Annotated in this window: 18 protein-coding genes and 2 tRNA genes; 12 read left to right on the top strand and 8 right to left on the bottom strand. The window is 72.2% G+C overall.

Features of this window, described 5'->3' with window-relative positions:
• Window positions 1–52 precede the first annotated feature (52 nt).
• From J2Z33_RS15935 to J2Z33_RS18775, 10 genes are all read left to right on the top strand, one after another.
• On the top strand, window positions 53–1,777 hold the full coding sequence (locus J2Z33_RS15935; RefSeq protein WP_209842888.1) for a calcium-binding protein: 1,725 nt from the start codon (window positions 53–55) through the stop codon (window positions 1,775–1,777).
• Between the two features lie 196 nt (window positions 1,778–1,973).
• Window positions 1,974–5,441, top strand: coding sequence for an indolepyruvate ferredoxin oxidoreductase family protein (locus J2Z33_RS15930; RefSeq protein WP_209842886.1), 3,468 nt, complete (start codon window positions 1,974–1,976; stop codon window positions 5,439–5,441).
• A gap of 194 nt (window positions 5,442–5,635) precedes the next feature.
• Window positions 5,636–6,619: a Bug family tripartite tricarboxylate transporter substrate binding protein gene (locus tag J2Z33_RS15925; RefSeq protein ID WP_209842884.1), complete on the top strand. Its 984-nt coding sequence runs from the start codon at window positions 5,636–5,638 to the stop codon at window positions 6,617–6,619.
• 16 nt (window positions 6,620–6,635) lie between these two features.
• Window positions 6,636–7,124, top strand: coding sequence for a tripartite tricarboxylate transporter TctB family protein (locus J2Z33_RS15920; protein WP_209842882.1), 489 nt, complete (start codon window positions 6,636–6,638; stop codon window positions 7,122–7,124).
• 24 nt (window positions 7,125–7,148) lie between these two features.
• The gene (locus J2Z33_RS15915; protein ID WP_209842880.1) at window positions 7,149–8,645 is read left to right on the top strand and encodes a tripartite tricarboxylate transporter permease; all 1,497 of its coding nucleotides are present in this window, start codon (window positions 7,149–7,151) and stop codon (window positions 8,643–8,645) included.
• Window positions 8,646–8,666: 21 nt separating this feature from the next.
• Window positions 8,667–8,972, top strand: a complete 306-nt coding sequence (locus J2Z33_RS15910; RefSeq protein WP_209842878.1) for an antibiotic biosynthesis monooxygenase family protein — start codon at window positions 8,667–8,669, stop codon at window positions 8,970–8,972.
• A 5-nt stretch (window positions 8,973–8,977) separates the two neighbouring features.
• On the top strand, window positions 8,978–10,006 hold the full coding sequence (locus J2Z33_RS15905) for an AbrB family transcriptional regulator (protein ID WP_342454214.1): 1,029 nt from the start codon (window positions 8,978–8,980) through the stop codon (window positions 10,004–10,006).
• 53 nt (window positions 10,007–10,059) lie between these two features.
• Window positions 10,060–11,208, top strand: a complete 1,149-nt coding sequence (locus J2Z33_RS15900) for an aldose epimerase family protein (RefSeq protein ID WP_209842876.1) — start codon at window positions 10,060–10,062, stop codon at window positions 11,206–11,208.
• A 147-nt stretch (window positions 11,209–11,355) separates the two neighbouring features.
• Window positions 11,356–11,613, top strand: coding sequence for a spike base protein, RCAP_Rcc01079 family (locus tag J2Z33_RS15895; RefSeq protein WP_209842874.1), 258 nt, complete (start codon window positions 11,356–11,358; stop codon window positions 11,611–11,613).
• Window positions 11,613–11,735: a hypothetical protein gene (locus tag J2Z33_RS18775; protein WP_280922930.1), complete on the top strand. Its 123-nt coding sequence runs from the start codon at window positions 11,613–11,615 to the stop codon at window positions 11,733–11,735. The genes J2Z33_RS15895 and J2Z33_RS18775 overlap by 1 nt, the downstream gene beginning before the upstream one ends.
• Before the next feature lie 143 nt (window positions 11,736–11,878).
• Here the strand turns inward: J2Z33_RS18775 and J2Z33_RS15890 are convergent, their stop codons facing one another.
• The 5 genes from J2Z33_RS15890 to J2Z33_RS15870 form a co-directional block, all read right to left on the bottom strand.
• Window positions 11,879–12,823, bottom strand: coding sequence for a glutathione S-transferase family protein (locus J2Z33_RS15890; RefSeq protein ID WP_209842872.1), 945 nt, complete (start codon window positions 12,821–12,823; stop codon window positions 11,879–11,881).
• Window positions 12,824–13,636 carry a VOC family protein gene (locus J2Z33_RS15885; RefSeq protein ID WP_209842870.1) on the bottom strand — a complete coding sequence of 271 codons (813 nt, stop codon included), beginning with the start codon at window positions 13,634–13,636 and terminating at the stop codon, window positions 12,824–12,826.
• 27 nt (window positions 13,637–13,663) lie between these two features.
• Window positions 13,664–14,095 (bottom strand): DoxX family protein, encoded by a 432-nt coding sequence (locus J2Z33_RS15880; protein ID WP_209842868.1) that lies wholly within the window; start codon window positions 14,093–14,095, stop codon window positions 13,664–13,666.
• Between the two features lie 117 nt (window positions 14,096–14,212).
• Window positions 14,213–15,091, bottom strand: a complete 879-nt coding sequence (locus J2Z33_RS15875; RefSeq protein ID WP_209842866.1) for a LysR family transcriptional regulator — start codon at window positions 15,089–15,091, stop codon at window positions 14,213–14,215.
• Between the two features lie 63 nt (window positions 15,092–15,154).
• Window positions 15,155–15,658, bottom strand: a complete 504-nt coding sequence (locus tag J2Z33_RS15870; protein WP_209842865.1) for a YciE/YciF ferroxidase family protein — start codon at window positions 15,656–15,658, stop codon at window positions 15,155–15,157.
• Window positions 15,659–15,827: 169 nt separating this feature from the next.
• Here J2Z33_RS15870 and J2Z33_RS15865 point away from each other — a divergent pair, with 169 nt between their 5' ends.
• Together J2Z33_RS15865 and J2Z33_RS15860 are read left to right on the top strand one after the other, a co-directional pair.
• Window positions 15,828–16,772 carry a manganese catalase family protein gene (locus J2Z33_RS15865; RefSeq protein ID WP_209842863.1) on the top strand — a complete coding sequence of 315 codons (945 nt, stop codon included), beginning with the start codon at window positions 15,828–15,830 and terminating at the stop codon, window positions 16,770–16,772.
• Between the two features lie 45 nt (window positions 16,773–16,817).
• On the top strand, window positions 16,818–17,714 hold the full coding sequence (locus J2Z33_RS15860) for an SMP-30/gluconolactonase/LRE family protein (protein ID WP_209842861.1): 897 nt from the start codon (window positions 16,818–16,820) through the stop codon (window positions 17,712–17,714).
• Window positions 17,715–17,759: 45 nt separating this feature from the next.
• On the opposite strand, the gene J2Z33_RS15855 is transcribed toward J2Z33_RS15860, so the two are convergent.
• The 3 genes from J2Z33_RS15855 to J2Z33_RS15845 all read right to left on the bottom strand — a co-directional run bounded on the left by J2Z33_RS15855 (window position 17,760) and on the right by J2Z33_RS15845 (window position 18,859).
• Window positions 17,760–17,834: transfer RNA gene (locus tag J2Z33_RS15855), tRNA-Gly, on the bottom strand.
• 124 nt (window positions 17,835–17,958) lie between these two features.
• Window positions 17,959–18,033 (bottom strand) — tRNA-Gly (locus tag J2Z33_RS15850).
• A 73-nt stretch (window positions 18,034–18,106) separates the two neighbouring features.
• Window positions 18,107–18,859: a TerC family protein gene (locus tag J2Z33_RS15845; RefSeq protein ID WP_209842860.1), complete on the bottom strand. Its 753-nt coding sequence runs from the start codon at window positions 18,857–18,859 to the stop codon at window positions 18,107–18,109.
• Window positions 18,860–19,045: the final 186 nt, after the last annotated feature.

Below are 19,045 nucleotides of genomic sequence, written 5' to 3'. Positions count from 1 at the left end.
ATGACTGCGGGCGGATGGCCCCATCCAGTCCTATCCGCTCCCGGGAGAGATCATGACGACAAGTTCCACCAGCCTTTCCGACATTCCGTCCGCCGTGGTGGGCTTGGCGGTCGCCAGGGGCTCCTCGCGCCGCGACGTGCTGAACGGGACCTCCGGCCGCGACACCCTCAGCGGCGGCGGCGGCAACGACACCATCAACGGCCGGGCCGGCGCCGACCGCCTGTCCGGCGACTCGGGCAGCGACCGGCTGCTCGGCGGCGCCGGCAACGACTCCCTGTCCGGCGGCACCGGCCGCGACCGCCTCGACGGCGGCTCGGGCCGGGACCGCATGGCGGGCGGCCGGGACAGCGACACCTACGTGGTGAACTCCACCCGCGACCGCGTCACCGAGCTGTCCTCGGGCGGCACCGACACCATCCTCTCGTCCGTCAGCCTCGCGCTCGGCGCGAACCTGGAGAACCTGACCCTGACCGGCACCCGCGCCCTCTCCGGGACCGGAAACGGGCTGGCCAACACCCTGCGCGGCAACAACGCCGCCAACGAGCTCTCGGGCGGGCGCGGCAACGACAACCTCTCCGGCGCGCGCGGCAACGACGTCCTGCGCGGCGGCAGCGGCCGCGACACCCTCAACGGCGGCGGCGGCATCGACACGCTGCTGGGCGGCGCCGGCAGCGACACCTACGTCGTCACCGCCGGGGACATCCTCGCGGAAAGCTCGGGCGGCGGCAGCGACCTCGTGCAGGCCGGCTTCAGCTTCACCCTCGGCGCGCAGTTCGAGAGGCTGGAACTCACCGGCTCCAGCGCCATCGACGGCACCGGCAACGATCTCGCCAACACCATCGCGGGCAACGGCGCCGCCAACACGCTGACCGGCCTCGACGGCGACGACACGCTCCTGGGCGGCAGCGGCCGCGACCAGCTCTTCGGCGGCAACGGCGACGACAGCCTGTCGGGGGGCGAGGGCGACGACCTGCTCTCGGGCGGCGCGGGCGCCGACCGCATGACCGGCGGCGATGGCGACGACACCTACATCGTCGACTCCACGGCCGACGTGGTGAGCGAGTCGGGCTCGAACGGCACCGATATCGTCCGCTCCAGCGTCAGCATCACCCTGGCCTCGGGCATCGAGAACGCCGAGCTGACCGACGGCGGCAACGTGAACGCCACCGGCAACGGCGCGGCCAACCGCATCTCGGGCAACGGCGGCAACAACGAGATCGCCGGCGGCGACGGCAACGACCGCCTCGACGGCAACGGGGGCGACGACCGCCTCACGGGCAACGACGGCCTCGACCGGCTCAACGGCCAGGAAGGGAACGATGTCCTCTCCGGCGGCGAGGGTCGCGACCGGATGTTCGGCGGCGAGGGGAACGATCTCCTCAGCGGCGGGGCGGCCCGCGACGGGCTGAGCGGCGGCACCGGGCTCGACACCCTGACGGGCGGGGACGGCAACGACATCTTCATCTTCTACCGCGTGGCCGATGCCGGCGACATCATCACCGACTTCCGCAACAGCGGCGGCGAATCGGACACGCTCCGCATCGGCTCCGGTGGGTTCGACGCGCTGGCCTCGGTCGGCGAAGGCGACCTGCCGTCCGCCTTCTTCGAGTCGCGCGACGACAACCTCGCCCAGAACGCCGCCACGCGCTTCGTCTTCGACCGCGACGACGACCTGCTCTGGTATGACGCGAACGGCAGCGCCGCCGGCGGGCTGACCCTGGTGGCGTCGTTCTCGACCGACGTGGACCTGTCCAGCTCCGACATCCTGATCTTCTAGGCCGACGCCCCGGGCGTCGGGCGCGGGCCGGCCTCCCCCGGGGGCCGGCCCGTTCCGTTCCGGCCGGGGGAACCCGGGCGGGGTCCGGGCGTTCCATCCGTCACGGACCCGGCGGCGCGAACCTCCGGGCGGGAGGAACCGGACCGATGGCACGGACACGTCGCCGGCCCCGGGGCGCATCGCCGCCGGGATGGCCATGACCGCTCATGTCTCGCTCGACGACAAGTTCGCGGCCACGGACGGACGGGTCTTCCTGAGCGGCACCCAGGCCCTCGTCCGCCTCCCCATGACGCAGATGCGCCGCGACCGCGCGGCGGGCCTCGACACCGCCACCTTCATCTCCGGCTATCGCGGCTCGCCCTTGGGCGGCCTCGACCAGCAGCTCCTCGCCGCCCGCCGCTTCCTCGACCCGCTCGACATCACGTTCCAGCCCGGCCTGAACGAGGATCTCGCCGCCACCGCCGTCTGGGGCAGCCAGCAGGTGCCGCTCTCCCGCCGCGCCACCAGGGATGGGGTCCTCGGGATCTGGTATGGCAAGGGCCCCGGCGTGGACCGCTCGGGCGACGTGCTCAAGCACGCCAACGCCGCCGGCACCTCGGCCCATGGCGGCGTCCTCGCCATCGCCGGGGACGACCACACGGCGAAATCCTCCTCCATCCCCCACCAGTCCGACCACGCCTTCATCTCGGCGCTCATGCCGGTGCTCTACCCCTCCTCCATCCACGAGTTCCTCCCCCTCGGCCTCCTCGGCATCGCCATGTCGCGCTTCTCCGGCTGCTGGGTCGGCTTCAAGGTCATCTCCGAGACGGTCGAGACCACCGCCACCGTGGACCTTGCCCCCGAATCCCGCCGGTTCGTCCTTCCCGACTTCGAGCTTCCCCCCGGCGGCCTCAACATCCGCTGGCCCGACCCGCCGCTCGTGCAGGACGAGCGTCTGCAGGAATGGAAGGGCTACGCCGCCCGCGCCTTCGCCCGCGCGAACCGGGTGGACGAGGTGACCTTCGACACCCCCCACGCCCGCTTCGGCCTCATCGCCTCCGGCAAGGCCTACGAGGACGTGGACCAGGCCCTGCGCGAGCTGGGCCTCGGCGCCCCCGAGCTGCACCGCATCGGCGTCCGCATCTGCAAGGTGCGGATGCCCTGGCCCCTGGAGCCCGAGGGCGTCCGCGCCTTCTCCATGGGCCTCGATGAAGTCCTCGTGGTCGAGGAGCGCCGCGAGATCATCGAGCACCAGATCAAGCAGCAGCTCTTCAACTGGCGGGCCGACGTGCGCCCCCGCATCGTCGGCAAGTTCGACCACAGGGACCGCCCCTTCCTGCACCTCTCGGCGGGCCTGACGGTGGCCCAGGTCGCCCGCGCCATCGCCGACCGCCTCCTCGCCAACGGCCTCCCCGACGACCTGCGCGCCCGCATCGCCGAGCGCGCCGAGCGCCTGGAGCGCCTCGAACGTGCCATGACCGAGCACCAGCCCCCCGTGCTCCGCCAGCCGTGGTACTGCGCCGGCTGCCCGCACAACGCCTCCACGCGCGTCGTGGAGGGCTCCACCGCCATGGCGGGGATCGGCTGCCACTACATGGCGCAGTGGATGGACCGCAGCACGGAGACCATCACCCACATGGGCGGCGAGGGCGTCCCCTGGACCGCGCTCTCCCGCTACACCGACGAACCCCACCGCTTCGCCAACCTCGGCGACGGCACCTTCCACCATTCCGGCCACCTCGCCATCCGCCAGGCCGTCGCGGCGGGCACCCGCATCACCTACAAGATCCTCTGGAACGACGCCGTCGCCATGACCGGCGGCCAGCCCCTCGACGGCCCGCTGACGCCCGAGCGGCTGACCCACCTGCTCCACGCCGAGGGGGTGGCCACGATCCGCCTCCTCGCCGAGACCCCCGAATCCTTCGACCCCGCCACCCTCGCGCCCGGCACGATCCTCCGCCCCCGCGACGCCCTCGAAGCCACGATGCGCGAGCTGCGCGACCTCCCCGGCGTCACCGCCCTGATCTACGTCCAGACCTGCGCCGCCGAGAAGCGCCGGCGGAGGAAGCGTGGCACGCTCCCCGACCCCGACCTCCGCCTCTGGATCTCCCCCGAGGTCTGCGAGGGCTGCGGCGACTGCTCCGCCCAGTCCAACTGCGTCGCCATCGAGCCGCTGGAGACCGAGATGGGCCGCAAGCGCCGCATCAACCAAAGCTCCTGCAACAAGGACGTTTCCTGCCTCAAGGGCTTCTGCCCCTCCTTCGTCACCGTGCGCGGCGGCCGCCCCCGCCGCCTCGCCCCCGCCGCGCCGCCCGACGCCTCCGACCTCCCCGATCCCCCGCGCGCGCCCTTGGACCGCCCCTGGAACATCGCCGTCGCCGGGGTGGGCGGCACCGGCGTCCTCACCATCGGCGCGGTGCTCGGCATGGCCGCCCATCTCGACGGCCTCTCGCCCATGGTGCTCGACATGGCGGGCCTCGCGCAGAAGGGCGGGGCGGTCCTCAGCCACATCCGCCTCGGCCCCGGCGACCGCCCGCTGACCGAGCCGCGCATCGTCACCGGCGCCGCCGACCTGCTGCTGGCCGCCGACACCGTCGTCGCGGTGTCCAAGGAGGCCGCGCTCCTCTGCGACCCCGCCCGCACCGTGGGCGTGGTCAACACCCACCTCGTCCCCGTCGCCGGCTTCGTCCTCGACCGCGACCTCGACTTCCGCCAACGCGACACCGAATCGCTCCTCCGCAGCCACCTGCGCGCCGCGCACCTCCACGACTTCACCGCCGCCGGCCTCGCCGTCGCGGGGGACGAGATCGCCGCCAACATCCTCCTCCTCGGCCATGCCTGGCAGATGGGCCTCGTCCCCGTCTCCCGCGCCGCCATCGAGGACGCGATCCGCCTCAACGGCGTCGCCGTGCCGGCCAACCTCGACGCCTTCGCCTGGGGCCGCCTCCTGGCCCACGACACCGCCCGCCTGCCGCGCCCCCGGCCCCCCGGCCGCGCGCAGGACGACATGACCATCCCGGAGATCGTCGCCCACCGCCGCGCCCACCTGACCGCCTACCAGGACCGCCGCCTGGCCTCCCGCTACGCCGCCCTGGTGGACAGGGTGGGGCAGGGGACGCGGACCCTCTCCGACCCCGCCATGCGCGACCGGATCACCCGCGCCACGGCCACCGGCTACGCCCGCCTCCTCGCCCCCAAGGACGAATACGAGGTCGCCCGCCTCCTGACCGCCCCTGCGTTCCGTCAGGGCCTCGCCGACGCCTTCGAGGGCGACGCCCGCATCGCCCTCAACCTCGTCCCCCCCGGCCTCCGGTCCTCCCGCCCCGACGGCCGCCCGCCCAAGCGCGAGTTCGGCCCCCGCATCTTCCCCGTCCTCCGCCTCCTCGCGCGCCTCCGCCACCTGCGCGGCACCCCCTTCGACCCCTTCGCCCGCACCGCCGAACGCCGGGCCGAGCGCGCCCTGCTCGCCACCTACGAATCCGACGTGGCCCTCGTCCTCGCCCGCCTCACCGACGCCAATGCCCCCACGGCGCTCCAGCTCCTCGACCTCGCCAACCAGATTCGCGGCTACGGTCCCGTCAAGGCCGCCGCGATGGAGGCCGCCGCCACGACCCGCGCCCGCCTCCTCGCCGACCTCGACCGCCCCGCGCGTCCTCCCAGCCCCCACGCCCTGGCCGCCGAATGAACGCGGCCTTCCTCGACGCCCTCCGCGACCCCGTGGGGCGCCGGGCGATCCGACGCGGGCGAGGCCGGCCGCCGTCCCCGCCCGCGCGCCTTGAACCGACCCGGCTTGACCCGCCCGAACCGCCGCCGCATTGTGCCCGCCACCATCAAGGCGGCCCGCCCGAGGCCGCCGCCACCTCGGGAGGGAACCACCCCATGCGCCTCAGCCGCCGCGCCTTCGCCGTCCTCGCCACCGCCACCCTGCTGGCCGCGCCCGCCTTCGCGCCCGCCGTCGCTCAGGACGCCGCGCCCGAGCCGCTGCCCTCGCTGTCGCTGCTGGCCCCGGCCAGCGCCGGCTCGGGCTACGACCAGCTCGCCCGCGTCATCCAGACCGTGATGCAGGAGCAGGGCCTCGCCTCGGGGATCGAGGTGGAGAACGTCGCCGGCGGCGGCGGCACCGTCGGCCTCGCCCAGTTCGTGACCTCCAGCCCGCGCGGCCCCGCCGCCCTGGTGATGGGCTTCGCGCTGGTGGGCGGCGTGCTCACCACCCAGTCCGGCCTGACGCTGGCCGACACCGTGCCCGTCGCCCGCCTGATGGGCGAGAACGACGTGATCGTGGTCCCGGCCGACTCCCCGATCCAGGACCTCGCCGGCCTCGTCGAGGCGCTGAAGGCCGATCCCGGCGCGGTCTCCTGGGCGGGGGGCAACATCGGCGGCATCGACCACGTGATCGCCGGGCTCTTCGCTAAGGCGGCGGGCGTGGACCCGACCCAGATCAACTACGTCGTCCACTCCGGCGGGGGCGAGGTGCTGGCCTCCATCCTCGGCGGCCAGACCACCGTCGGCATCTCCGGCTACGAGGAGTTCGCGCCCCAGATCGAGGCCGGGGAGCTGCGCGCCCTCGGCGTCTCCGGGCCCGAGCGCATCCCCGGCATCGAGATCCCGACCTTCCAGGAAGGCGGCGTGGACCTCGCCGTGGTCAACTGGCGCGGCATCGCCGCCCATCCCTCCATGTCCGAGGAGGACCGGGCCGCCCTCGCCGCCGCCATCGACGCGATGGTCGCCTCCGAGCCTTGGAAGGCCGCCTTGGCCGAACGCGGCTGGACCGACACCTACCTCGCCGGCGAGGAGTTCACGACCTTCCTCGCCGAGGAGGAGGAGCGGGTCCGCACCGCGCTCTCGGACGCCGGCATCCTCTGATCCGGGACCGCAGGCCATGACCGCCTTCCGCATCGGGGAGCTGATCCTCGGACTCGTGGCCTGCGCCCTCGCGGGGGTGATCGCCTGGGGCACCTGGACCGCCCCGGCCATCGCCGCGCGCAGCGTGGTGGGGCCGGGGGCCTTCCCGGCCCTGGTGGCGCTGGGCCTGCTCGGCGTGGGGCTGCGCCTCCTCTACGACACCTGGGCCAACACCAGCCCGGCCGTGCCCATCCCCGCCATCGACTGGCCGGCCGTCCTGACCGTGGCCGGCACGCTCCTCCTCTTCGTGCTCCTGCTCGAACGGCTGGGCTGGATCGTCGCGGCCACGCTCCTGTTCATGGGCGTGGCGCGCGGCTTCGGCGGCCGCGCCTGGGTCGCGAACGCCCTGATCGGCCTCGTCCTCGCCGCGCTGGTCTTCCTCGTCTTCGACACGCTCCTCGGCCTCAGCCTGCCCCTGGGCCGCTGGATCGAGCCCCTCCTCGTGGCCCTGGGCCTGATCGCCTGAGCCCTGCCTTCGGGACCCCTCGCCATGGACACGCTTTCCGCCCTCCTCAACGGCTTCGCCGTCGCGCTGACGCCGCTCAACCTGCTGTGGTCGCTCCTCGGCGTCACGCTCGGCACCGCCATCGGCGTGCTGCCCGGCATCGGCCCGGCGCTGACCATCGCGCTGCTGCTGCCCGTCACCTACGGCTCCGACCCCACCGCCGCCTTCATCATGTTCGCCGGCATCTACTACGGCGCGATGTATGGCGGCTCCACCGCCTCCATCCTCCTCAACACGCCCGGCGAATCGGCCTCCATCGTCACCGCCATCGACGGCAACCAGATGGCCCGCAAGGGGCGCGGCGCGCAGGCCCTCGCCACCGCCGCCATCGGCTCCTTCCTGGCCGGCACCGCCGGCACGCTGGCGCTCACCTTCGCCGCCCCGCTCATGGTCCGGCTCGCGCTGCTCTTCGGCCCCGCCGAATACTTCGCCCTCATGGTCCTGGCGCTCACCACCGTCACCGCGCTCCTCGGCCATTCCGTCTCGCGCGGGGTGTTCTCCCTCATGCTCGGCCTCGCCCTCGGCCTTGTCGGCATCGACCTCCAGACCGGCCAGATGCGCTTCACCTTCGGCGTGCGCGAGCTCCTGGACGGCATCGACGTGGTGATCGTCGCCGTCGGCCTCTTCGCCGTGGGCGAGACGCTCTGGACCGCCGCGCGCCTGCGCCACGAGCCCGAGGAGATCTCGGCCCTCAAGGGCTCCATGTGGATGAGCCGCGAGGACTGGGCCCGCTCCTGGAAGCCCTGGCTGCGCGGCACGCTGATCGGCTTCCCCATCGGCGTCCTGCCGGCGGGGGGCTCCGAGATCCCCACCTTCCTCAGCTACCTGACCGAGAAGCGCCTCGCCCGGAACCCCGAGGAGTTCGGCCACGGCGCCATCGAGGCCGTCGCGGGCCCCGAGGCCGCCAACAACGCCTCCGCCGCCGGCACGCTCGCCCCGCTCCTGGCGCTCGGCCTGCCCACCTCGGCCACGGCGGCCATCATCCTCGCCGCCTTCCAGCAATACGGCATCCAGCCCGGCCCCGCGCTCTTCGACAGCCAGCCCGAGCTGGTCTGGGGCCTGATCGCCAGCCTCTACATCGGCAACGTCATGCTGCTGGTCCTCAACCTGCCGCTCGCCGGAGTCTGGGTCCGGCTCCTGGCGATCCCGCGCCCCTGGCTCTACGGCGGCATCCTCGTCTTCGCGACGATGGGGGCCTACACGCTCAACAACAACCTCGTGGACGTGGCGATGCTCTGGATCATCGGCCTCGTGGGCTTCGGGATGCGCGCCCTCGACGTGCCCGTGGCCCCCGCCATCGTCGGCCTGATCCTCGGGCCGCTGGCGGAACAGCAGTTCCGCCGGGCGCTGGCCATCTCCCAGGGCGACGCCACCGTGTTCCTGACCCACCCCATCGCCCTCGGCCTCCTGCTCATCGCCGTGCTGCTGGTGGTCCTGCCCCACGTCCTGCGCCGCCGCGCCAGCCGGCATCAGGCCGTCTGACCCCCCAACCGGAACGCCCCCATGATCCTCGAAACCGCCGAGCTCGCCATCGCCCCCGGCCATGAGGCCGCCTTCGAAGCCGCCGTGGCCGAGGCCATCCCCCTGTTCCTCGCCTCCCCCGGCTGCCACGGCGTCCGCCTCCACCGGGTCATCGAATCCCCCGGCCTCTACCGCCTCCTGGTGGACTGGGCGACGCTCCAGGACCACACCGAGACGTTCCGCGGCTCCGAGTCCTTCGCCCGCTGGCGCGCGCTCGTCTCCCCCCACTTCGCCGCCCCCCCGGCGGTCACCCACTCCGAGGAGGCGCTCGCCTCCGCCGGGGTGTGACCCGCGTGGGGCCAGCCGCCCGCCGCCTCCTCACGCTCGCCGTCGCGCTGGCGGGCCTCGGCGCGGCGCTCGCCCTCCACCTCCCGCTCCCCTTCCTCTTCGGCCCCATGCTGGCCTGCCTGCTGGCGGCGCTCCTCGGAGCCCCGCTCAAGGGCCTCGGCCTCGCCTCCGAGGCCGCGCGCACCATCCTCGGCGTCGCGGTCGGCGCCTCCATCACGCCCGCGATCCTCGCCCAGCTTCCGGCGATGTCGCTGTCGCTGGCGCTCGTCCCCCTCTACGTCGCGCTGATCGGCCTCGTCGGCATCCCGTTCTTCCGCCGCGTCGGCGGCTTCGACCCGGCGACCTCCTTCTTCGCCGCCATGCCGGGCGGGGCCTCCGACATGGTGCTCTTCGGGCAGGAGGCCGGGGCCGACGCCCGCGCCCTCGGCCTCATCCACGCCACCCGCGTCGCGGTGATCGTCACCGTCGCGCCGATCCTGCTCTCCACCCTCTACGGCGTCCGCCTCGACCGCCCGCTCGGCGCGGCGGCGACCACGATCCCGCCGCACGAGCTCGCCATCATGGCCGCCGCCGCCCTCCTCGGCTGGCAGGCCGCCCGCCGCGTCGGCCTGTTCGGCGCGGCGATCCTCGGGCCGCTCCTCCTGACGCTCCCCCTGTCCCTCACCGGCGTCATCCACGACCGCCCCCCGCGCGAGGCCCTGCAACTCGCGCAGTTCCTCATCGGCCTCGGCATCGGCACCCACTACGTCGGCGTCACGCTGCGCGAGCTGCGCCGCACCATCGCCCTCTCCGCCCTGTTCATGCTGATCCTCGCCATCCTCGCCGGCGCAGTGGCCGAGGCCGTCCTCCTCCTCGGCCTCGCCCCGCCGGTCGAGGCCTTCCTCGCCTTCGCCCCCGGCGGGCAGGCCGAGATGACGGTCCTCGCCATCGTCTCGGGGGCGGAGCTGGGCTACGTCGTCACCCACCACCTCCTGCGCCTCGTCCTCGTCCTGCTCGGGGCGCCGATCGTCATGGGCTGGCTCCGCCGCCGTTGACACCGCTCGCCCCGCCGCCAACTCTCCGGCACGGCAACCGGAAAGGGCAGGGCATGGCGGTCACGGAGTTCGGGCGCATCGGCGACCAGATCGTGCAGGCGGTGACGCTCTCGAACGGCGGCCTCCGCGCCCGCCTCATCACCTACGGCGCGCGCCTGACGGAACTCCACGTCCCCGGCCGCGACGGCCGCACCGCCGACATCGTGCTCGGCTTCGACACCCTCGACGACTACCTCGCGACGACCACCTACTTCGGCGCGACCTGCGGCCGCTACGCCAACCGCATCCGCCGGGGCCGCTTCACGCTCGACGGCACCGACCACCAGCTCGACCTGAACGAAGGCCCCAACCACCTCCACGGCGGCCGCGACGGCTTCGACCGCAAGACCTGGACTCTGGCCGAGGCGACCGCCACCCGCGCCACCTTCACCGCCACCTCCCTCGACGGCGAGATGGGCTATCCCGGCGCCTGCGATCTCCGCACCACCTACGAGCTGACCCCCGACGCCCGCCTCCTCATCACCATGGAGGCGACCGCCACCGCGCCGACGCCCGTCAACATCGTCCATCACTCCTACTTCAACCTCGCGGGGCAGGGCGACGTGCTGGGCCAGCACCTCCGCCTCGCCGCCCCCTTCACCACCCCCGTCGATTCCGGGCTCCTCGCGACCGGCGAGGTCCGCGCCGTCGCCGGCACCCCCTTCGACTTCACGACCCCCAAGCCCATCGGCCAGCATATGTCCGGTCTGGGCGCAACCGGAACGGGAGACGACCCCCAGCCCGCCGGGATCAAGTCCGGTCCTGAGACCTCCGAACCGGCCCCTCCGCCCCCGTCCACGGGGATCAAGTCCGGTCTGGAATCAACCGCAGGTTACGGCAACGGCTACGACCACAACTGGGTCCTGGGCGATCCCACCGACGCCGACGGCCTCCGCGCCTGCGCCGAGGCCCTCGATCCCGCCTCCGGCCGCCGCCTCCTCCTGCGGACCGACCAGCCCGGAGTCCAGCTCTACGCGGGCGGCTACCTGACCGATTCGATCCGTGGCAAGAACGACACGCCTCTCCGGCGATTCGCGGGCTTCACGCTCGAAACCCAGCGGTTCCCCGGCTCCCCGAATCACCCGCATTTCCCGGACAGCACCCTGCGGCCGGGCGACAAGTATCTACACCGGATGGAGTTTTCCTTCTCCGCCGACGCCTGACCCCGGACGGGCAGGGGCCTCGCCCGCTGTTGCGGAAACGGCGCAGGCCCCCGTTGCGCGAACCGCCCCCCGAGCGTTCGTTGCTGTAGGAATCCGTCCGTCCCTCCCCGGTAGTTTGCTCGCAGGCAACCACCAGGAGGACCTTTCATGCCCGACCACTTCTCGACCCACCAGCGCGGCCTCGACAGCCCCGGCGAGCGTCACTTCGCCATCGTCCCCTCGGACGCGCAGCCCATCGACCCGCGCCCCCGCGCGCTCTGGTGCCAGACGGCCGGCGACCTCGTGATCGAGGACGCGCAGGGCACCCGCCTCACCTACGCGGTGCAGGCCGGCCAGATCCTGCCGCTGCGCCCCGCCAAGGTGCGGGCGACCGGCACCACCGCCACCGTGTACGGGTGGGACTGATGCTCGGCCTCGGCCTCGGTCTCGCGCAGCTCCCGCCGCGCCGCCTCCCCGCCCCGGACCTCCTGTGGCTCATCGCCCCCGCGACGGTCCTCGGCCCCGCCACCCGCATCCGGGGCGCCTGACCGCGCCCCCTCCCGCGGCCCCGGACCCTCCGGGGCCGCTCCCCCGATCCCCCAACCCCCCCGCAAGGAGGCCCGGCATGACCCGCACCCGCGACGCCCATCCCGACCCGCGCCGCGCCTCCCCCCCTTCGGCGGGCGGCGCGTCAGAGCCCCGCTCCCCACTCCAGGGCCGGCCCCTTGGGCACGATCCCCGTCGGGTTCAGCGCCTTGATCGAATGGTAGCCCCGCTTGATGTGCGACAGGCTCACCGTCCCGCGCACGCCGGCCAGGTCCAGCACCCGCCGCAGGAAGCCCTCCAGCGCCGGATGGTCCGCCACGCGCTTCAGGTTGCACTTGAACAGCCCGTGATACGCGGCGTCGAAGCGCACCAGCGTCACGAAGAGCCGGATATCCGTCTCGGTCAGCCGCTCCCCGAACAGGAAGCGCCGCCCGTCGCCCATCCGCGCCTCCAGCGCCCCAAGCTCGGCGAACACCTCCTCGAACGCCTCCTCGTAGGCGTCCTGCGTGGTGGCGAAGCCCGCCCGATACACCCCGTTGTTGAGGCGGCGATAGATGCGCTCGTTCAGCTCGTCGATGTCGCCCCGCAGGTCCTCGGGGTAGAGGTCCGGCCCTTGGGCGAGGTCGCCGAAGCCGTCGTTCAGCATCCGCAGGATGTCCGCCGACTCGTTCGAGACGATCGTGCGGCTGGCCTTGTCGAACAGCACCGGCACCGTCGCGCGCCCCGTGAAGACGGGATCGGCGGCGGTGTAGACCTCGTGCAGGAAGCTCGCCCCCGTCACCCCCTCGGGCTCGGCGAAGCGCCAGCCCTGCGCGCTCAGCTCCGGCTCCACGACCGAGACGGAGATCGCCCCCTCCAGTCCCTTGAGCGCCCGCCCCATCAGGGTGCGCGAGGCCCAGGGGCAGATCAGCGCCACTAGCAGGTGATAGCGCCCCGCCTCGGCCCTGAACCCGCCGGTGCCGGTCGGCCCCGGATTCCCGTCCGGCGTGATCCAGTTGCGGAAGGACGACACCTGCCGCACGAAGCCGCCCTTCTCGTCCTTGGCCTGGACCGGCTGCCAGTCCGCGACCCACTTGCCCTCGACCAGCATTCAGCCCTCCTTCCGGCTCAGCCGGATCGGCGTGCCCCAGGGGTCCGCGACCTCCGCGCCGCCCACGCGGGCGACCAGCGCCTCATGCGCGGCCCCCTCCGCGACGATCTCCACCGCCGCGAGGCCGGTGGCCGGGAACGCGCGTCCGCGCGCGCCCCGGCTGTTCCAGACGTTCGCGCCCAGATGGTGATGGTAGCCCCCCGAACCGAGGAAGCTCGCGCCGGGGTAATGCGTCACCACGTCGAAGCCGAGCACGCCGTGATAGAAGCCCTCGGCCTCGCCCACGTCGCCGACCTGCAGATGCACGTGCCCGACCACGGTCCCCTCCGGCGCCCCGGTCCAGGGGCCGTCGGCCGCCGCAGCCACGCCGGGCACGTCCATGGGCAGCGTGTCCATGCGGATGCGCCCGCCCTCGCGCGGCCAATCTTCGCGCGGCCGGTCGGCATAGACCTCGATGCCGTTCCCCTCCGGGTCGGCCAGATAGACCGCCTCGCTCACGAGGTGGTCCGACGCCCCCTGCACGGCGACCTGGGCTTCGGCCACGTGCCGCAGCCAGCGCCCCAGCCCCGCGCGGTCGGGCAGCAGGAACGCCGTGTGGAACAGCCCCGCCTCGCGCCGCGACGCGCGGCGGGCCGCCCGGTCCTCGCGCAGCTCCAGCAGCACGCGGTCCCCCGCGCCGAGCAATGCCACGCCCTCGCCGTCACCCAGGTGGCCAAGGCCGATGACCCGTTGGTAGAAGTCCCGGACGGCCGCGAGGTCGTTCACGACCAGCGCGACGCGGCCGATCTCCAGGGGGGCGGATGCAGTGGACATGGCATCACTCCGGTGAATGGGCGGCCCTCAGCGGGCCGCGCGGTTGCCGACGGCATAGGCGCCATCGCCCAGCAGCGCCTGGACGACCAGCGCCACGGTCCAGAAGGCCGGATATTCCCAGCCGCCGCCCGCGTTCGAGAAGAAGAACCCGGCCGAGGCGTGTCCGAACCAGCCCGCGCCGACCATGACCGGCACCAGAGCCAGCGCGACCCAGCGCGTGGCGACGCCGGCGATCAGGGCGAGCCCGCCCAGCAGCTCGGCGGCGATGGTCAGGTAGGCCAGGACGCCCGGCAGCCCGATGGAGGCGAAGTAGGCCGCCGTCCCGGACGGCGTGAAGACGGCGATCTTCATCCAGGCGTGCAGCACGAAGAGCACGCCCATGGCGACGCGCAGGAGGAAGGCCGCAAGATCGGCCTGCGAGGCTTGGGCGCGGGAGGCGGAAGCGGTGGCGAAGGTCATGGCGGTCATCCCTGTGATGGCCCCCTCGGGGCCGACGCGACCGATCTACGACTCATCCGGACCGACGATAATCCGGGCTGCCGGAAGAACATTGCATCCCCGGAGGAAGGAGTGACCTCAACCCTCGCGCAACCCCTGGGCCAGCGCCTCGACCACGACGCGCACCTTGGCGGCCATGTGCCGGCCCGAAGGCATCAGCGCATGAATCGGAAGCGGGGCGTCCTCGTGCGCCTCCAGAAGCCGCAGGACCCGGCCCGCCCGCAGCGACTCGGTGGCCACGAAGTCCGGCATGGCCGCGACGCCGAGCCCCGCCTCGGCAGCCAGCAGGCAGGCCGTGGGATCCGAGAAGGTGAGCCGCCCGCGCACCGCCACCGCCACGCCGCCGGCGAAGGTCCAGCGGTGCGGGTCGCGGCGGTTGAGGTCGATGACGCAGTCGTGGCCCGCAAGGTCGCGCGGCGCCTCGGGCCGTCCCCGCGCCGCGAGGTAAGCGGGCGAGGCCACGGCCAATATGCGCGCCTCCCCGAGCCGGCGCGCGACCAGCGTCGAATCCTCGGCGCGCCCCACCCGCACGGCGAGGTCGAAGCCCTCGTCCACCAGCCGCACCAGCCGGTCGGTGAACTGCACCTCCAGCGCGATCTCCGGGTACGCCCGCGCCACCTCGGCCAGGATCGGCGCGACGCGCAGGGTGCCGAAGGCCATGGGTGCGGTCATCCGCACCCGCCCGCGCGGCACCGTGCCTTGGCTCCGCACCTCGGCGTCGAGCGCGTCGAGGTCCTCGACCAGCACCCGGAGCCGGTCATGGTAGGTCTGACCCGCCTCGGTGAGCTGGAGCGCGCGGGTGGTGCGGTGCAGGAGCCGCACGCCCAACTCCGCCTCCAGCCGCGCCACCAGCTTGCTGGCTTGCCCGGAGCCGGTGCCGAGCCGCTGCGCCGCGCCGGCGAAGCTCCCCGCCTCGACCACGGCGAGGAACATCCGGTCGCAGGCGAGGCGGTCCATGGGAAAGGCTCCGGGCAGGGCGCGCCCGGAGCCTACGATGCCGCGTCCGAAGCCGAAAGGCCGTCAGGCGGCCTCGGCCTGATCGGCGGCGGCGTTGATGACGCTCTCCGCCAACTCGGTCAGCAGCTTGTCGGTCTTCTCCTCCTCGGCCAGCGTTTCCCGCAGAAGACGCTCGGCCTCGGCGTTGCCCATCTGCTTGGCCCAGGACGCCAGCGTGCCATACCGGCAGATCTCGTAATGCTCGATGGCCTGCGCCGCGCCCAGGAGGCCGGCGTCGAGCGCGGGCGAGCCCTTGTATTCGTCCATGATCTCATCGCCCTCTTCGGACAGCCCGTCGATGGCGGCGCAGGTCTTGCCCTGCGGGCGTTTGCCGATGGTCTCGAAGACCTGCTGGAGGCGCTCGATCTGGCCCTCGGTCTCGTCGCGGTGCTGCTCCAGCGCCTGCTTGAACTCGGGGCTCGACACGGCGCGCGCCTGCTTCTTGAGCGCGGCCAGCGCCTTGCGCTCGGCGTAGTAGATGTCGCGAAGGCCGTCGTGGAACAGCTTTTCGAGGTTCGCGGCGGGCATGGGTCTCTCCATCCGGTGGACGTTCAGCCTGACGAACGCCGCGCCCCCGGAACCGTTCCGGCCCTTCGTGCGCATCGGAGCGGTTTGTCGCTGCTTCGTCGCGGGCCTCTGGCCGTCCGGCCCGGCCCGACTAGTTGCCTCCTCGCCATCAGCAAGGAGGGCCTCCCCGATGTTCCTGCGTGTCGATCGACTCCAGGCCGAGCTTCCCGCACCGAAGAAACAGGACCCCAACGCCGGCGCCGCGCTTCAGGAACTCCTGGGCGGCAAGTACGGCGAGATGTCCACCCTGGGCAACTACATGTTCCAGAGCTTCAACTTCCGCTCCAAGTCCAAGCTGAAGCCCTTCTACGAGCTGGTGGCCGCGATCACCGCCGAGGAGCTGGGGCACGTGGAGCTGGTCTCCAACGGCGTGGCGATGCTCAACAACGGCCCGGACTCGGCGGCGGACGATTCAGGCACGGGCGGCGACATCTCCATGTCGCCCTTCGAGGCCATGCAGGAGATCCGGTCCGCCGCGAGCTTCTTCAGCCACGGCGGCGGCGCGGTGCCCGTGAACTCCAACAGCATGAGCTGGAACGTGGACATGGTGACGACCACGGGCAACGTGGTCTTCGACCTCCTGCACAACTTCCACCTCGAATGCGGGGCGCGGCTGCACAAGCTGCGGGTCTACGAAACGCTCTCGGACCCGACGGGGCGCGAGGTCTGCGGCTACCTGCTGGTGCGGGGCAGCGTCCACGCGCACGCCTACGCGCTGGCGCTCAAGAAGCTGACGGGCGTGGCCATCGAGCAGATGCTTCCCACACCGAACATCCCGCTCGACCGCATCCCCGAGTGCCAGAAGTATCTGGCCGAGGGGTCGCACCGGCGGCTCTACACCTTCTCGCCGTCGGACTACGGCTCGATCCGGGGCATCTGGGAGGGCGAGATGGCGCTGCCCGACGATCCGCCGGGCGAGCTGATGGTGGTCGAGGGGATGCCGGACGGCGGGCGCATCCACGACCTCGTGGGCCAGCCCTCGGCCTTCACGCCCGACTACGCGCCCGAGGAGTTCTACGAGATCGCGACCAAGCTGACGCAGAAGGCGCACCAGGGCGCGGGCTCGCTCTCGTAAGCCGGCCCGCCGGTGCTAGGGTTCCTCCGTCACGACGGAGGGACCATGTCCATCTATGAGATCCACGATCCCCGCTTCCGCGCCCTGATCCAGCCCTCGGCGCGTCTTGATCACCTCGGGACCGGCCTGCGCTGGGCCGAGGGGCCGGTGTGGTTCCCGGCCCATCAGGCGCTCTATCTGAGCGACATCCCCAACGACCGGATCATGCGCTGGACGGAAGGGACGGGCCTGACGGTCTTTCGCGCCCCGGCCGGCTATGCCAACGGCCATTCGCGCGACCGCGAGGGCCGGCTGGTGAGCTGCTCGCACGGGACGCGCTCGGTGGTCCGCACCGAGCACGACGGCACGACAACGACGCTGGCCGAGAGCTTCGGGGGCAAGTGGCTGAACTCGCCCAACGACGTGATCGTGGCGCTCGACGGCGCGGTTTGGTTCAGCGACCCGACCTACGGCATCCTGTCCGATTACGAGGGCTACGAGTCGGTGCCCGAGCAGGAGGAGAACGCCGTCTACCGCATCCCGCCCGGCGGGGGGGAGCCCGAGCGGATGGCAACCGGCTTCGTCCAGCCCAACGGCCTTGCCTTCTCGCCCGACGAGAGCCGGCTCTATGTGGCGGAAAGCGGGTCAAGCCACGACGATTCGGTGCCGTCGGTCCTGAAGGTGTTCGACATTGAGGGCCGTCGGCTGGGGCCCGGGCGCGTCTTCGCCCAGGTCGAGCCAGGGCCGCCCGACGGGTTGCGCGTGGACGCGCGGGGAAACGTCTGGTGCTCGGCCGGGGATGGGGTGCAGGTCTTCGCGCCGGACGGCACTCTACTCGGCAAGATCCTGGTGCCCGAACGGGTGGCGAACCTCTGCTTCGGCGGGCCGCGCGGCAACCGCCTGTTCCTGGCGGCCACGACCTCGCTTTACGCGGTCTTCGTGAATGCCCGGGCGGCGGCCTGAATGCGAAAAGGGCGGCTGAAGGCCGCCCCTGTCACGCCGGATGATTGGAGCGGGCGAAGAGATTCGAACTCTCGACCCTTACCTTGGCAAGGTAATGCTCTACCCCTGAGCTACGCCCGCGCTCCGTGGGCGGCTCTCTACCGAAGAAGGCGGAGAGGTGCAAGGGGCAACCGGATGCGTCCGTGCCTCGTCGGGATCGTGAAAACGACAAGGGCGGCCGAAGCCGCCCTGTCTGCCGGATGATTGGAGCGGGCGAAGAGATTCGAACTCTCGACCCTTACCTTGGCAAGGTAATGCTCTACCCCTGAGCTACGCCCGCGCTCCGTGAGGGGCTGTCTACTCATGGCCGCGAAGGGCCGCAAGGGGGAAAGCACGCCTCTTCCCCGGGGTCATCAGGCGGCCGGCTGACCCCGCTCGGCCGCCGCCAGTCGCCTTTGCCGCCGCTGCTTCCAGAGGTTGAGCGCCTCCACAGCGCCGGCGAAAACCATGGCGGCGTAGATGAAGCCACGCTCGAAATGATAGTGGAATCCGTCGGCCACAAGCGCCATCCCGACCATCACCAGGAAGGCCAGGGCCAGCATCTTGGTCGAGGGGTGGTGCTCGATGAAGCTGGCGATGGGATTCGCGGCGACCATCATCACGATGATCGCCAGCACGATTGCCGCCACCATGACCGGGACGTGGTCGGCGATGCCCACGGCGGTGATGACGCTGTCCAGCGAGAACACGAGGTCGAGCACGACGATCTGGGCGATGACCGCGGTGAAGGAGGCGTATGCGACCGCTGCGGACCCGTGGTGGCCGCCGTCGCCCTCGACGTCCTGGAAGATCTCGGTCGCGCCCTTGTAGATCAGGAAGAAGCCTCCGACGATCAGGATGATGTCGCGCCAGCTCAGCCCGAAGCCGGCGATAGTCACGAAGGGCTCGGTCAGGCCGATGATCCAGGCGATCGACAGGAGCAGGAGGACACGCATCACGAGAGCGAGCATCAGTCCGATGAAGCGCGCCCGCGCCCGCTGATGCTCGGGCAGGCGCGCGGAGATGATGGACAGGAAGATGACGTTGTCCACGCCCAGCACGATTTCAAGGACCGCGAGGGTGAGAAACGAGGCCCAGACGGCCGGGTCGGAAAGCAGTTCGATCATGGTCGGGCCTTATGGCGAGGGACGACGAGGCCGCCCTATCGGGAGGGCGGCGCAATTGTCGCTAGAAGACGCTGCGGGGCCGCGAGGTTCCGTGGGAGAGGCGCTCACTCCATTTCCACGAGCAGGTCCTTGGCGTCGATCTGGGCGCCGGGCTGGACGTGGACGGCCTTGATCGTGCCGTCGCGG

The sequence above is a fragment of the Rubellimicrobium aerolatum genome (assembly GCF_017872975.1).
Classification (GTDB): domain Bacteria; phylum Pseudomonadota; class Alphaproteobacteria; order Rhodobacterales; family Rhodobacteraceae; genus Rubellimicrobium; species Rubellimicrobium aerolatum.
Note: the sequence above shows the minus strand (reverse complement) of the source record. Positions and strands in the feature narration are given on the sequence as shown.